This is a genomic window from Burkholderia sp. TSV86 (assembly GCF_001522865.1).
In the GTDB taxonomy this organism is placed as follows: Bacteria; Pseudomonadota; Gammaproteobacteria; order Burkholderiales; family Burkholderiaceae; genus Burkholderia.
The window spans coordinates 75258-89133 of the sequence record NZ_LOWB01000098.1 but is presented as its reverse complement, the minus strand read 5'-3'; the positions used below and the strand labels follow the sequence as shown (position 1 = coordinate 89133).

The 13876-nt window shown below is 64.4% G+C and carries 17 protein-coding genes; 15 read left to right on the top strand and 2 right to left on the bottom strand.

Annotated elements, in window-relative coordinates; all coding sequences use genetic code 11:
- The first annotated feature begins 411 nt into the window (after positions 1–411).
- Genes WS68_RS16790 through WS68_RS16775 form a run of 4 tightly spaced genes read left to right on the top strand, consistent with a single transcriptional unit; the run spans position 412 to position 3487 of the window.
- A complete protein-coding gene (locus WS68_RS16790; protein ID WP_059571871.1) occupies positions 412–1434 on the top strand; it encodes an RluA family pseudouridine synthase in 1023 nt (340 codons plus the stop codon).
- Positions 1415–2074 carry an HAD-IA family hydrolase gene (locus WS68_RS16785; RefSeq protein WP_059571870.1) on the top strand — a complete coding sequence of 220 codons (660 nt, stop codon included), beginning with the start codon at positions 1415–1417 and terminating at the stop codon, positions 2072–2074. Before WS68_RS16790 ends, WS68_RS16785 begins: the two co-directional genes overlap by 20 nt.
- Positions 2071–2469, top strand: a complete 399-nt coding sequence (locus WS68_RS16780) for a Rieske (2Fe-2S) protein (protein ID WP_059571869.1) — start codon at positions 2071–2073, stop codon at positions 2467–2469. The genes WS68_RS16785 and WS68_RS16780 overlap by 4 nt, the downstream gene beginning before the upstream one ends.
- A 16-nt stretch (positions 2470–2485) precedes the next feature.
- Positions 2486–3487, top strand: coding sequence for a S49 family peptidase (locus WS68_RS16775; RefSeq protein ID WP_059571868.1), 1002 nt, complete (start codon positions 2486–2488; stop codon positions 3485–3487).
- Between the two features lie 54 nt (positions 3488–3541).
- Here the strand turns inward: WS68_RS16775 and WS68_RS16770 are convergent, their stop codons facing one another.
- Both WS68_RS16770 and WS68_RS16765 read right to left on the bottom strand, forming a co-directional pair.
- The gene (locus WS68_RS16770) at positions 3542–4264 is read right to left on the bottom strand and encodes an SAM-dependent methyltransferase (RefSeq protein WP_059571867.1); all 723 of its coding nucleotides are present in this window, start codon (positions 4262–4264) and stop codon (positions 3542–3544) included.
- Complete coding sequence (locus WS68_RS16765) at positions 4261–4941, bottom strand: Maf-like protein (RefSeq protein ID WP_059571866.1); 681 nt, start codon at positions 4939–4941, stop codon at positions 4261–4263. Before WS68_RS16765 ends, WS68_RS16770 begins: the two co-directional genes overlap by 4 nt.
- A 319-nt stretch (positions 4942–5260) precedes the next feature.
- Here WS68_RS16765 and WS68_RS16760 point away from each other — a divergent pair, with 319 nt between their 5' ends.
- The 11 genes from WS68_RS16760 to WS68_RS16710 all read left to right on the top strand — a co-directional run bounded on the left by WS68_RS16760 (position 5261) and on the right by WS68_RS16710 (position 13872).
- Entirely contained in the window at positions 5261–5896 is a 636-nt protein-coding gene (locus tag WS68_RS16760; RefSeq protein ID WP_059571865.1) for a DUF177 domain-containing protein, read from the top strand.
- A 93-nt stretch (positions 5897–5989) separates the two neighbouring features.
- The gene (gene rpmF / locus WS68_RS16755) at positions 5990–6169 is read left to right on the top strand and encodes a 50S ribosomal protein L32 (RefSeq protein ID WP_006401275.1); all 180 of its coding nucleotides are present in this window, start codon (positions 5990–5992) and stop codon (positions 6167–6169) included.
- 139 nt (positions 6170–6308) lie between these two features.
- Complete coding sequence (gene plsX / locus WS68_RS16750) at positions 6309–7415, top strand: phosphate acyltransferase PlsX (RefSeq protein WP_059571864.1); 1107 nt, start codon at positions 6309–6311, stop codon at positions 7413–7415.
- Complete coding sequence (locus WS68_RS16745) at positions 7415–8404, top strand: beta-ketoacyl-ACP synthase III (protein WP_059571863.1); 990 nt, start codon at positions 7415–7417, stop codon at positions 8402–8404. The genes plsX and WS68_RS16745 overlap by 1 nt, the downstream gene beginning before the upstream one ends.
- A gap of 66 nt (positions 8405–8470) precedes the next feature.
- Positions 8471–9403: an ACP S-malonyltransferase gene (gene fabD, locus WS68_RS16740; protein ID WP_059571862.1), complete on the top strand. Its 933-nt coding sequence runs from the start codon at positions 8471–8473 to the stop codon at positions 9401–9403.
- 54 nt (positions 9404–9457) lie between these two features.
- The gene (fabG, locus tag WS68_RS16735) at positions 9458–10207 is read left to right on the top strand and encodes a 3-oxoacyl-ACP reductase FabG (protein WP_059571861.1); all 750 of its coding nucleotides are present in this window, start codon (positions 9458–9460) and stop codon (positions 10205–10207) included.
- 144 nt (positions 10208–10351) lie between these two features.
- A complete protein-coding gene (gene acpP / locus WS68_RS16730) occupies positions 10352–10591 on the top strand; it encodes an acyl carrier protein (RefSeq protein WP_012735022.1) in 240 nt (79 codons plus the stop codon).
- A gap of 188 nt (positions 10592–10779) precedes the next feature.
- Positions 10780–12018, top strand: a complete 1239-nt coding sequence (fabF, locus tag WS68_RS16725) for a beta-ketoacyl-ACP synthase II (protein ID WP_059571860.1) — start codon at positions 10780–10782, stop codon at positions 12016–12018.
- Positions 12019–12029: 11 nt separating this feature from the next.
- Positions 12030–12488 carry a hypothetical protein gene (locus WS68_RS16720; protein ID WP_059571859.1) on the top strand — a complete coding sequence of 153 codons (459 nt, stop codon included), beginning with the start codon at positions 12030–12032 and terminating at the stop codon, positions 12486–12488.
- Positions 12489–12591: 103 nt separating this feature from the next.
- A complete protein-coding gene (gene rpoE, locus WS68_RS16715) occupies positions 12592–13191 on the top strand; it encodes an RNA polymerase sigma factor RpoE (protein WP_059519185.1) in 600 nt (199 codons plus the stop codon).
- A 78-nt stretch (positions 13192–13269) separates the two neighbouring features.
- Positions 13270–13872, top strand: a complete 603-nt coding sequence (locus tag WS68_RS16710; protein ID WP_059571942.1) for a sigma-E factor negative regulatory protein — start codon at positions 13270–13272, stop codon at positions 13870–13872.
- Positions 13873–13876 lie beyond the last annotated feature (4 nt).

The window sequence follows — 13876 nt, the reverse complement described above, 5'->3', positions numbered from 1 at the left end:
GCAGCGGGGAGTATCGAATCCAGCCCGACTTTCCCGTCTGGGGTGTTCTTCCTTGGTTTGACGTCGCCAAGTCCCGCGCTTCTTGCGGGACCACATCGGGCGCACGCCGTTCTATTCGCAACAGGAAGCCGTGCCGTGCCTGAGATGCGCCGCGCCGCAGCTTCCAATCAAATTCTTTTTGTCCAACATTCCGTTACCGCGGCACGGCTCGGACCGAATCCGCCTGTGGGCGCGATCCCTGCCTGAGCGGGGTGCCGTGCGTGCAACTTGCTGCTTGTTTCACTCATGAGGGCGAGCAGCGCGCCCCGGGCGCAAGTAAAATAGCAGTTTGCGCTTGCGCCTCGTGCAGCCCGCCCGAAACAGCCGATCAGGTCGTTTCGCTGCGGAAAGCTGTGCAAAATTATATTCAGTATGAATGAGCTAGGCAAAATTTCCCAAAATCCGGTAGCAAGCGGCCAGGTTTCGCTTGTCGAAATCGACGAAAACACGGCCGGTCAGCGGATCGACAATTTTCTGCTGCGCGTATGCAAGGGCGTGCCGAAGAGTCATATCTACCGGATCTTGCGCAGCGGCGAAGTGCGCGTGAATAAGGGCCGGGTCGACGCGCAGTACCGGCTCGCTTACGGCGACGTCGTGCGCGTGCCGCCCGTGCGCGTCGCGGCGGCCGATCCCGCGCGCGCGGCGGAGGTGCCCGCCGCCGAATTCGACATTCTGTTCGAGGACGATGCGATCATCGCGCTGAACAAACCGGCGGGCGTCGCCGTGCACGGCGGCAGCGGCGTCGCGTTCGGCGTGATCGAGCAGATGCGCCGCGCGCGGCCGCACGCGAAGTTTCTCGAACTCGCGCACCGGCTCGATCGCGAAACGTCGGGCATTCTGATGCTTGCGAAAAAACGCTCGGCGCTCGTCGGGCTGCACGAGCAGATTCGCGACAACCGGATGGACAAGCGCTATTTCGCGTGCGCGCACGGCCAATGGGTGCCCGACTGGGGGCGCCGCCGCGCGGTGAAGGCGCCGCTGTTCAAATATTCGACGCCGGACGGCGAGCGGCGTGTGCGCGTCCAGGATGACGGGCTGCCGTCGCACACGGTGTTCAATCTTGTCGAGCGCTGGCCAGGCTACGTATTGCTGGAGGCGGAACTCAAAACGGGCCGGACCCATCAGATTCGTGTGCATCTCGCTCATCTGGGCTTGCCGATCGTCGGCGATGCGAAGTATGGCGATTTCGCGCTGAACAAGGCGCTGGCGCGTGCGAGCGCGGTGCCCTCGCTCAAGCGGATGTTCCTGCATGCGCACCGGTTGTGCCTCACGCATCCGCTGACGGGCGAGCCGCTGCAGTTCGACGCGCCACTGCCCGCCGATTGCCGACGCTTTCTCGGCCAACTCACTGACCTGCGCGATACGCGCGACATGCATGGCTCGACAGCAATTTGACCTGATCGTCTTCGACTGGGACGGCACGCTGATGGATTCGACCGCGCACATTGCGCGCTGTATCCAGGCGGCCTGCCGCGATCTCGGCTTGCCTGCGCCGTCCGACGAGTCCTCCCGCTACGTGATCGGGCTCGGCTTGCGCGACGCGCTCGCCGTGACCGCGCCGAGCCTCGATCCCGCGGACTATCCGCGTCTCGCGGAGCGCTACCGCTTTCACTATTTGCTGCAGGACCAGCGCACCGAACTGTTCGCGGGCGTGCGGGAGTTACTCGACGAGTTGCGCGAAGCCGGCTATTTGTTGGCGGTGGCCACGGGCAAGGGGCGCGTCGGTCTGAACCGCGCGCTCGCCGACGCCAAGCTCATGAGCCTGTTCGACGGCACGCGCTGCGCGGACGAGACGTTCTCGAAGCCGCATCCGGCGATGCTGCACGAACTGACGCGTGAATTAGGGCAGGATTTGGCGCGTACACTGATGATCGGCGACACGACGCACGATCTGCAAATGGCTGCGAGCGCGGGGGCGGCGGGAGTCGGCGTCGCATACGGCGCGCATTCGGCCGACGCGCTTGCAGCGTTGTCGCCGCGCTTCATCGCGCCTGACGTCGGCGCACTCGCGGGCTGGTTGCGGGAGCACGCATGAGCGATGACGCTGACGGCGCGCTTGCGCTGCGCGTATGCGCGTCCGACGCGCTCGTCGACGGCGGCCGCGGCGTGCGGATCGACGCCACGTTGCGCGGCGAGCCCGCCGTCGTGTTCTTCGTTCGCTACGGCGGCCACGCGTATGGTTATCTAAACCGCTGTGCGCACGTTCCGATGGAGCTCGACTGGGTCGAAGGGCAGTTCTTCGAGTCGTCCGGCTTATACTTGATGTGCGCGACGCATGGCGCGATTTATGCACCGGACACGGGGCAGTGCGTCGGTGGCCCGTGCCGCGGCGCGCGGCTGCGCTCCGTCAAAGTCGACGAGCGGGATACGCCCGACGGCCGCGCGGTGTTCTGGCAGCCCGACGGCGACCTGCGTCCGGCTTCTTCCTGATTTCAGATAACGATACATGGCCGATCACATTACTCCACCCGATTCACCCACGCCGTCCGCGTCGAATGCCGCTGCCCGGGAGCCGGGCTGGGAGCGCGCGGCGCTCGAGCGCATTGCGCTCGCGGCCATCCACGAGCAGCGCGCCGCACGCCGTTGGAAGATTTTCTTCCGGTTCCTGTTCTTGTTCCTGCTCGTCGCGTTCGTCGTCGGGCTCGTCAAATTCGCCGGCGAGGGCGCGAAGCTCGCGAGCGGCCGCCATACTGCGCTCGTGACGATCGATGGCGAAATCGCGGCCGGCACGAATGCGAATGCGGAGGACATCAACACGGCGCTCGATCAGGCGTTCGAGGACAGCGGCACTGCGGGCGTCGTGCTGCGCATCAACAGCCCGGGCGGCAGCCCGGTGCAGGCGGGCATCGTCTATGACGAGATCCGCCGGCTGCGCAAGAAGTATCCCGATAAGCCCCTTTATGTCGTCGTCACGGATATTTGCGCGTCCGGCGGATATTACATCGCGTCGGCGGCCGACAAGATCTTCGTCGACAAAGCGAGCGTCGTCGGCTCGATCGGCGTGCTGATGGAGGGCTTCGGCTTTACCGGGCTGATGGACAAGCTCGGCGTCGAGCGGCGGATGCATACGTCGGGAGAGAACAAGGGCTTCTTCGATCCGTTCTCGCCCGAAACGCCGAAGATGAACGCACATGCGCAGCAGATGCTCGACGAAATCCATGCGCAGTTCATCAAGGCGGTGAAGGACGGCCGCGGCGCGCGTCTGCACGAGACGCCCGATCTCTTCTCTGGGCTTTTCTGGACGGGCGCGAAGAGCATCGAGCTCGGCCTTGCCGACGGCTTTGGCACGACCGACAGCGTCGCGCGCGATCTGCTGAAGGCGCCCGATCTCGTCGACTATACGGTCAAGGAAAGCCTGAGCGATCGCGTCGCGCGTCGGTTCGGCGCGGCGCTCGGCTCGGCGGCGATGAAGGCGGCGGCCATCGGCAGCGAGTTGAAGCTGCGCTGAGGCATGGCGGCGTGCCGGCGTCTGCCGGCGCGCCGCGCCCTCCGGCTCGGCCGCTCAATTCGCCAGCAGCAGAAAAATCGCAGGGCGCTTGTGCAGATCCGGCACAGGCGCCTTTTTCCATCCGCCGGCCGGGCGGCTCACGATCGTTTCGGTCGGCAGCGTCAGATCGGCCGCGACGCACACGAGCGTCGACGGCGCGCAAGTTTCGACGAGCGCATCGAGCATCGGCTGATTGCGATATGGCGTTTCGATGAAAATCTGCGTCTGGTTTGCCTTGCGCGACTGCTGTTCGAGTTCGCGCAGCCGCTTCGTGCGCGCGGCGGCATCGACTGGCAGATAGCCGTGAAACGCGAAACTTTGCCCGTTCAGCCCGGATGCCATCAGCGCGAGCAGAATCGAGCTTGGTCCGACCATCGGTACGACTTTCACGCCGCGCTCGTGCGCGCGCCGCACGAGCAGCGCGCCGGGGTCCGCGACCGCTGGGCAGCCGGCTTCCGACACGAGTCCTGCATCGGCTCCGGCGATGATCGGCGCAAGCAATCCGTCGATCGCGCCGGCGGGCGTCTTCACGTTCAACTCGCGAATCTCGATTTCCTGGATCGGCTGTTCGGTGCCGATTTTCTTCAGGAAAGCGCGGGTCGTTTTCGCGTTTTCGCCGATGTAGTAGCGAAGCGATGCCGCCCGTGTTTGCACCGCGGCGGGCAGCACGGCCGCGAGCAGTGCGGCGTCGCTCTCGCCGAGCGTGTTCGGAATCAGGTAAAGCGTGCCGGCCGTCATTGCGTGGCGTCTCCCGTTGTGGCCTGAGCCTGCGTGCCGAAAAGCGGGTAGCCGGCCGTGCGCAGCATTCGCGTGAGCGCGATGAGCGGCAGGCCGACAAGCGCGGTCGGGTCGTCGGAGTCGATCGCGTCGAGCAGCGCGATGCCGAGACCTTCCGATTTCGCGCTGCCTGCCACGTCGTAAGGCGTCTCGGCGTGCAAATAGGCGTCGAGTTCCATGTCGGATAGCGCCCGGAAGCGCACGCGCGTCACGATGTCGTCGGTTTGCAGCGTGCCGCAGCGGCTGTCGTACAGGCAGAGCGCGCTATGGAATTCGACTTCGCGGCCGCGCATCGCCTGCAGTTGCGCGAGCGCGTGTGCATGCGAGCCGGGTTTGCCGATTTGCAGTCCGTCGAAGGTCGCGACCTGGTCGGAGCCGATGACGAGCACGCCGTCGAAGCCGGTTTGGTCGGCAGGGCCGAGGCGGCTGTCGGCGGCGATGCGTTCAGCGGCGGCGCGCGCCTTGTCGGCGGCGAGCCGCAAGGCGGTCGCGGATGGCGTCTCGTGCGGGCGCGGCGTTTCGTCGACGTCGGGCGTGACGACGTCGAACGGCACGCGCAGGCGTTCAAGGAGCGCTCGCCGGTAGCGGGAGCTGGAGGCGAGAATCAGCCGCGGCGGGCGGCAAGCGTTATCCGGCATGATGGTGACTTGGGTATCGATTCTAGGGATCGGGTGGCGTAGGGCGCCGCCGTGGGCGAGATGCGACAGTATGTGTGGCGAGGTCTTAAGTATTTGACTCGAAAAGGTAAAACGGGTATGCTCTTGCGCTTTTCATTGGCAGCGGTCTCGTGAGAATATCCGGTCGTGCTGTTCCGGGCGCCGTGCGGAAATCCGGCGGCGGACACGGCGCGGTTGCCGGGAGAAAGCCAAGCCGTCGCGCCGGCCGCTCAGCTTACTGGCTGCGGTCCGCTAACGGGCCGATACCGATGATACGGATAGATACGGCAGGGGAGCGCTCATGAATCCATCTTCAGGCAAGCCTGCGGTTTCGCTCGATCCGCATGCGATCGATCTGTTTGAATTCGCGCGTAGCGCTCGGCAGGCCGCGGGTGCGGTGCAGCTCTCGCAGTTGCCGCGCATGTTAAACGAAGTGCCGGCGGACGCGCCAGAGCGCGACGCCGCATTCACCTGGCAGGCGGAAGGTTCGACGCAGCCCGAACTGCAGGACGACGGCAGCGAAGGACCGCAGCCTTATTTGCGGCTCGCGCTGCACGGCGCCGCGTGGCTCGAGTGTCAGCGCTGCCTGACGCCGTACCGGCAGGCATTCGATATCGACGTCGTGTACCGGATCGTCGAGACGGAAGAAGAGGCGGACGAGTTTCCGCTTGATGACGATGAAGTGGATGTGATCGTCGGCTCGCGCCAGTTCGATCTTGTCGACTTGATCGAAGAGGAGTTGCTGCTTTCACTGCCGATCGTGCCGAAGCACGAAGTCTGTCCGGCGGTACACGAAAGCCTCGCATCGGGCGCGAGCGGTCCCGCGGCCGATGCAGGCGACGATGCGCCCGACGAAACCGCGGCGGGTGAAAGTGGCCGGCCGAACCCTTTTGCGGCGCTCGGGGCGCTGAAAAAGGATGGCGGCAATACGCATTAGTTGGGGCGCGGGAAGGCGTGAGGCCGCAGGGCCGGGGTAGTGAAGCGCCGGATCGGGCTGTGTTAGAATCCGGAAAATTTTTAGGAGTTAGTCATGGCAGTTCAGCAAAACAAGAAGTCGCCGTCCAAGCGCGGCATGCACCGTTCGCACGATTTCCTGACGGCTGCGCCGCTTGCCGTCGAGCCGAGCACGGGTGAAGTGCATCTGCGTCACCACATCAGCCCGAACGGCTACTATCGCGGCAAGAAAGTCGTCAAGACGAAGAACGACTAAGCGTTTCCGTCTCCGTGGCGCGCGCCTGATGATGATTCGGGCCTTTCGCGCGACACCCGGTTCGCTTGACACTTTCCTGGCTCAACAAAAAGGCGGCATTCAACTGCCGCTTTTTTGTGCCTGAAATTCGTCGCATTCCATGACTGTAAAGCTCACAATCGATTGCATGGGAGGCGACCACGGCCCGTCCGTGACCGTTCCCGCTGCAATCAAATTCGTCCGTTCGCATCCCGACGCGCAATTGCTGCTCGTCGGAGTTGAAAGCGCGATCCGGGCGCAACTGAAGAAACATAAGGCGCGCAACGAGCCGGCGCTGTCCGTCGTGCCAGCTACCGAGGTGGTCGCGATGGACGATCCCGTCGAAGTGGCGTTGCGCAAGAAGAAGGATTCTTCTATGCGCGTTGCGCTCAATCACGTGAAGGATGGCGCCGCGCAGGCTTGCGTGTCCGCGGGCAACACGGGCGCGCTGATGGCCGTGTCCCGCTACGTGCTGAAGACGCTGCCAGGCATCGAGCGGCCCGCGATCGCGTTTGCGCTGCCCAATCCCACGGGCTACACGATGATGCTCGATCTCGGCGCGAACGTCGATTGCGAGCCGCAGCATCTGCTGCAATTCGCCGAAATGGGGCACGCGCTCGTCGCGGCGCTCGAAGGCAAGGACCGGCCGACGATCGGTCTACTCAACATCGGCGAGGAAGTCATCAAGGGGAACGAAACGATCAAGCGCGCGGGCGAACTGCTGCGTGCGAGCACGTTGAATTTCCGCGGCAACGTCGAAGGCAATGACATCTTCAAGGGCACGGTCGACGTGATCGTTTGCGACGGTTTTGTCGGCAACGTCGCGTTGAAGACCTCTGAGGGCCTGGCGCAGATGCTTGCCGATTTCATCAAGGAAGAGTTCAGCCGCTCGTGGCTGACCAAGCTGATGGCGATTCTCGCGCTGCCGGTACTGATGCGCTTCAAGCGGCGCGTCGATCATCGACAGTACAATGGAGCCGCGCTGCTCGGATTGCGCAGTCTCGTCATCAAGAGTCACGGTTCCGCTGATGCGCACGCGTTTGAGTGGGCGATCAAACGCGGGTATGATGCCGTCAAAAATGGCGTGCTGGAGCGCCTTTCGCGAGCAATGGCGGAGAATGCCGAGCCATTGGGCGAAAGTGAACGCGAAGCGAACGGGGCCGGGCCGGCGGGCCCGTCCGCTGGCCAGTCAGCCGAGCCTTCCGCCGCGCTTTCCTCGAAGACATGATGGCCCAATCGACACTCTATTCCCGCGTGCTCGGCACGGGCAGCTACCTGCCGCCCAACCGGGTCACGAACCAGGATCTCGCCGATCGGCTCGCGAAAGACGGCATTGAAACGAGCGATGAGTGGATTGTCGCGCGCACGGGCATTCACGCGCGGCATTTCGCCGATTCCAACGTGACGACGAGCGATCTTGCGCTCGTCGCCGCGCGCCGCGCGATCGAGGCGGCCGATATCGATCCGCAGTCGATCGACCTCATTGTCGTCGCGACGTCGACCCCCGATTTCGTTTTCCCGAGCACCGCGTGTCTGCTGCAGCACAAGCTCGGCATCAAGAACAACGGCGCAGCGTTCGACATTCAGGCCGTATGCTCGGGCTTCGCATACGCGATCGCAACGGCCGATAATTTCATCCGCTCGGGCCAGCACCGCACGGCGCTCGTCGTCGGCGCGGAAACGTTCTCGCGCATTCTCGATTTCAAGGACCGCACGACCTGCGTGCTGTTCGGCGACGGCGCGGGCGCCGTCGTGATGTCCGCGTCCGACGAGCCGGGCATGCTGGGCAGCGCGCTGCATGCGGACGGCAGCTACTCCAGTATTCTTTGCACGCCGGGCAACGTGAATGGCGGCGTCATTGAGGGCAGCGCGTTCCTGCACATGGACGGCCAAGCCGTGTTCAAGCTCGCGGTGAACGTGCTCGAGAAGGTGGCGCTCGAAGCGCTGTCGAAGGCGGGGCTTGCGGCCGAGCAGATCGATTGGCTGATTCCGCATCAGGCCAATATCCGTATCATGACGAGTACCTGCCGTAAGCTCGGCCTGCCGCAGGAGCGGATGATCGTGACCGTCGGCGACCATGGCAATACGTCGGCTGCGTCGATTCCGCTCGCGCTCGACGTCGCGATTCGCGACGGCCGCATTCAGCGCGGCCAACACGTGCTGATCGAAGGCGTCGGCGGTGGCTTTACGTGGGGCGCGTCGGTCTTCCGTTATTGACCGGCTCCGTCTGCTCCCATCCGGCGCGTTTCTCGTGCCGCTCGAATCGATTCAATTAGGGGCGTTATGAAATTTGCATTCGTTTTTCCGGGGCAGGGCTCGCAATCGGTCGGCATGCTCAATGCATTTGCCGATGTCGCCGTCGTGCGCGAGACGCTCGACGAAGCGTCCGACGCGCTCTCGCAGGATATCGGCAAGCTGATTGCCGAGGGCCCGGCTGACGAACTCAACCTGACGGCCAATACGCAGCCCGTGATGCTGACGGCCGCGTATGCGTGCTACCGTGCATGGCGGCAGGCGGGCGGCCCGGCGCCGTCGATCGTCGCGGGGCACAGCCTGGGCGAATATACGGCGCTCGTCGCCGCGGGCGCGATTTCGTTTCGCGACGCGCTGCCGCTCGTGCGCTTTCGCGCTCAGGCCATGCAGACGGCCGTGCCGGTTGGCGCCGGCGCGATGGCCGCGATTCTCGGGCTCGACGATGACGCGGTGCGCGCGGTGTGCGGCGAAGCGTCGGCGGCGGGCGTCGTCGAGGCGGTGAACTTCAATGCGCCCGCGCAGGTGGTGATCGCGGGCGAGGCGGCCGCCATCGAAAAGGCGTGCGAGATCGCGAAGGCAAAGGGCGCAAAGCGCGCGCTGCCGCTTGCCGTATCGGCGCCGTTCCATTCTTCACTGCTCAAGCCTGCGTCGGACCAGTTGCGCGATTACCTCGCGGATGTCGATGTGAAGGCGCCGCAGATTCCCGTCGTCAACAATATCGATGTCGCCGTGGTGTCGGATCCCGTGGCGATCAAGGATGCGCTGGTGCGCCAGGCCGCGGGCCCGGTTCGCTGGGTCGAGTGCATGCGGCACATCGCGGGCGCGGGCGTGAGCCATGTGATCGAATGCGGCCCGGGCAAGGTGCTCGCTGGCTTGACGAAGCGCATCGACGGCAATCTCGTCGGCGCGTCGGTGTTTGATCCGGCGTCGCTCGACGAAGCGCTCAAGCTTGTCGTCGCTTGATCGCTGGTCACGCTCGCAAGTTTGCTGAATTCACCTGAAACACGGAATTTCTGCATGGACAAGATTCTCGACAAACAAGTCGCGATCGTTACCGGCGCGTCGCGCGGGATCGGCCGCGCGATCGCGCTTGAGCTTGCACGCCGCGGCGCGACGGTGATCGGCACCGCGACCACCGAGGCGGGCGCCGCGGGTATTTCCGCCGCGTTCGGCGAGGCCGGGTTCACGGGCCGGGGCGCCGTGCTGGACGTCAATGACCCGGCGGTGGTCGACGGGCTGATCGACGCGACGCTTGCCGAATTCGGCGCGCTGAACATACTCGTCAACAATGCCGGCATTACGCAGGATCAACTCGCGATGCGCATGAAGGACGAGGATTGGGACGCCGTGATCGACACCAACCTGAAGGCGGTGTTCCGTTTGTCGCGCGCGGTGCTGCGTCCGATGATGAAGGCGCGCGGCGGACGAATCGTCAATATCACGTCGGTGGTCGGCTCGGCGGGCAATCCCGGGCAGATCAATTATGCGGCGGCGAAGGCCGGCGTCGCGGGGATGACTCGCGCGCTCGCGCGCGAAATCGGCAGCCGCGGGATTACCGTGAACTGCGTCGCGCCGGGTTTCATCGACACCGACATGACGAAGGTGTTGCCGCCAGAACAGCAGGCCGCGTTGAAGACGCAGATTCCGCTCGGCCGCCTAGGCAGCCCGGAGGACATCGCGCACGCGGTCGCGTTCCTCGCGTCGCCGCAGGCGGGCTACATCACGGGTACGACGCTGCATGTGAACGGCGGCATGTTCATGTCGTAACCGAATTCGTTTACCATCCGCGCCGTGCATGCGTCAAAGTGCATCCGGCGCTTGTTTGACCGCAAGGCCAGCATGCGTTTTGGCGGGCATCAAACCTGTTAAAATGCGCGCACTTGTAAATTTGAACTTTCCCTCGGAGGGGTAATGGACAACATCGAACAACGCGTCAAGAAGATCGTCGCCGAGCAGCTTGGCGTCGCCGAAGGCGAAATCAAGAACGAAGCATCGTTCGTGAACGATCTCGGCGCGGACTCGCTCGACACGGTCGAACTCGTGATGGCGCTCGAAGATGAGTTCGGCATGGAAATTCCGGACGAAGAAGCCGAGAAGATCACGACCGTTCAGCAAGCGATCGACTACGCTCGCGCAAACGTCAAGGCGTAACGGTTCGTACCGGGTAGGGTACGCACCGTCTGCCGATTATTCGCACACGCTGCACGCTCGCTACGCATTGCAATGCGCGAATCGCGTCGGTGGTGCCGCCGGCCGAATAACAGCCACAGGGTTCGCAGGGGTGGTTCCTGTGGCCACTGTGGCTTTTGTTTTTGTCATCTAATGGAAAAGAGGTTACCGTGAGCCGTCGTCGTGTTGTCGTTACTGGCCTCGGGTTGATTTCTCCCGTTGGCAACAATGTTGCCGACGGCTGGGCCAATCTCGTCGCCGGCAAGTCCGGCATCGTCAATATCACGAAGTTCGATGCGACGAACTTCTCGACGCGCTTCGCAGGCGAGGTGAAGGGCTTTAACGTCGATGAGTACATCTCGGCGAAGGAAGCGCGTCACATGGATACGTTCATCCATTACGGAATCGCCGCCGGCATGCAGGCAATGGGCGACAGCGGCTTCGAGGTAAGCGACGAGAACGCGGAGCGCGTGGGCGTCATCGTCGGCTCGGGCATCGGCGGGCTGCCGCTGATCGAAGTCACGCAGACCGAACTCCTGAACCGCGGTCCGCGCCGGATCTCGCCGTTCTTCGTGCCGGCGTCGATCATCAACATGATTTCCGGCCATCTGTCGATGAAGTTCGGCATCAAGGGGCCGAACCTCGCGATCGTCACCGCCTGCACGACCGGTTTGCATTGCATTGGCGAGGCCGCGCGCCTCATCGAGTACGGCGATGCCGACGTGATGCTCGCCGGCGGTGCGGAGGCGACCGTGTCGCCGCTCGGCATCGGCGGCTTCGCGGCCGCGCGCGCGCTGTCTCAGCGCAACGACGATCCGGCGACGGCGAGCCGTCCGTGGGATCGGGATCGCGACGGCTTCGTGCTCGGCGAGGGCGCCGGCGTGATGGTGCTCGAGGAGTACGAGCACGCGAAGGCGCGCGGCGCGCGGATCTACGCGGAAATCAGCGGCTACGGAATGAGCAGCGACGCATATCACATGACGGCGCCGCTCGAGGACGGCGACGGCGCGCGCCGCTGCATGCTGGCCGCGATGCGCAATGCGGGCATCAACGTCGATCAGGTGAGCTACCTGAACGCGCATGGTACGTCGACGCCGCTCGGCGATCTCGCGGAAACCATCGGTATCAAGCGTGCGTTCGGCGATCATGCGAAGAAGATCGTCGTCAATTCGACGAAGTCGATGACGGGCCACCTGCTCGGCGGCTCCGGCGGGCTGGAATCGGTGTTTACGGTGCTCGCCGTTCACAACCAGGTGTCGCCGCCGACGATCAATATCTTCAACCAGGACCCCGAGTGCGATCTCGACTACTGCGCGAACGAAGCGCGGGAGATGAAGATCGACGTCGCGCTGAAGAACTCGTTCGGCTTCGGCGGGACTAACGGCACGCTGGTCTTCAAGCGTATCTGACGCGGGGGCGCTTGACGGAGCTGTTCGATCCCGCTTCGCCGCGCGCGCAGCACGTTGTGCTGCGCGCGTCGGCTGGGCTTTGCGCGGCAATGGCAATTTTCGTGCTGACCGCCGCGGCGGCAGTTCATGCGAGCGTGGCACCGCTGATCGGTTCACGCGCTGCGGCGATGCTCTCGGTCGTGCTTGCGGTGCTGGTTGCGTTGCGTGCACGGGCCCTATGCGGGAGGCGCCAGCCGGCCGCATTGCGGATCGATGCCGGCGCGGGCTTGCTGGCGGCGTTCGATCGCAACGGGCGGCTGCTCGCGCAAGGCCGGGTTGCCGGCTTCACGCAATGGAGCGATCTGCTCGTCGTGCTGACGGTGCAAGGCCGCGGCCGGCGCGCGGCGCGGCTCGTGATTCCCGCGGATGCGCTCGCCGCACCGGTATTCCGCGCGCTTTGCGTGCTGGGCCGGCGTGCTGCGCGCGGCTGAGCCGTGGCGCGACCACCGCGGAGCTTTTCAGGCTGCGATTGCGCATGAGCGGGAACGCTACAATAGCGCTCCGCTTTGCATCCCTCGTTTACGGATTTGTCAGGTGAGTGAAAAAGAAATCGATCAGGTTCTGGTCGAACGCGTACAGAATGGCGACAAGGCGGCGTTCGAACTCCTGGTCTCCAAATACCACCGCAAGATCATCCGGCTGATCTCGCGCCTCGTGCGGGATCCGGCGGAGGTCGAAGACGTGGCACAGGACGCGTTTATCAAGGCTTATCGTGCGCTGCCGCAGTTCCGCGGCGAGTCGGCGTTCTACACGTGGTTGTACCGGATTGCCGTCAATACAGCGAAGAACTACCTTGCGACTCAAGGTCGCCGCGCGCCGACTTCCACCGAGGCGGACGCGGAAGAGGCTGAAACTTTCTCGGACGCGGACCAACTAAGGGATATCAACACGCCTGAGTCGATGCTGATGAGCAAGCAGATCGCCCAGACGGTGAATGCTGCGATGGCGATGTTGCCGGAAGAGTTGAGAACGGCCATTACGCTGCGCGAGATCGAAGGTTTGAGTTATGAAGAGATCGCGGAGATGATGGGGTGCCCGATCGGCACTGTCCGGTCGCGAATCTTTCGGGCCCGCGAGGCGATCGCGGCAAAATTGCGGCCGCTGCTCGATACGCCGGAAGGCAAGCGCTGGTAAGCACGGCGAATCGGGGCGGCTTGGGGTCTAGTTCGAAGTCGTGTGTCACGACGGGGTATATGGAAGATGGGGAGCATCATGGGGTCGGTCTCTACGCAGTCGCAGGCCAGCTCGCAACGCGAGCGCGTGTCCGCTTTGGTCGACGGCGAGGCGCTTGACGGGCTGTCGCTGACGCAGATTCTGGCGGGGCTGGACGACGCCGGACGCAGCGCGTGGGCGCATTATCACGTGATCGGCGACGCGCTGCGTTCCGACGAACTCACGCTCAAGCCCGCTGAGAGCAGCGCGTTCATGGCACGCTTGTCGGCGAGCCTCGCGACGCAGCCGCATCTGCTCGCGCCCGCTCGCGGCGTAGCTCGCGGGCTGTTCGGCTGGCGCCGCCGAGTGGCGCCGGCGTTTGCGATCGCGGCCGCGGCCGCGACGCTCACCTGGATCGTCGTGCCGCAGATGCAGCGCGTCGGCGCGCCGGGCGGCGCTCAGCTGGCATCGGCCGGCGCAGCACCGCAAGCGGTGTTGCAGCGCGTGTCGGCCGATCAGCCGGCGCTGCAGGACGTGAACATCATCCGTGACGCAAGCCTCGACCAATATCTCGAAGCGCACCAGCAATTTGCGCAGCAGCCCGTCGTCACTGGTGCGATGCCGGTCATTCGCACAGCCGTTGCCACTACGCAGAGCCGATAATTCC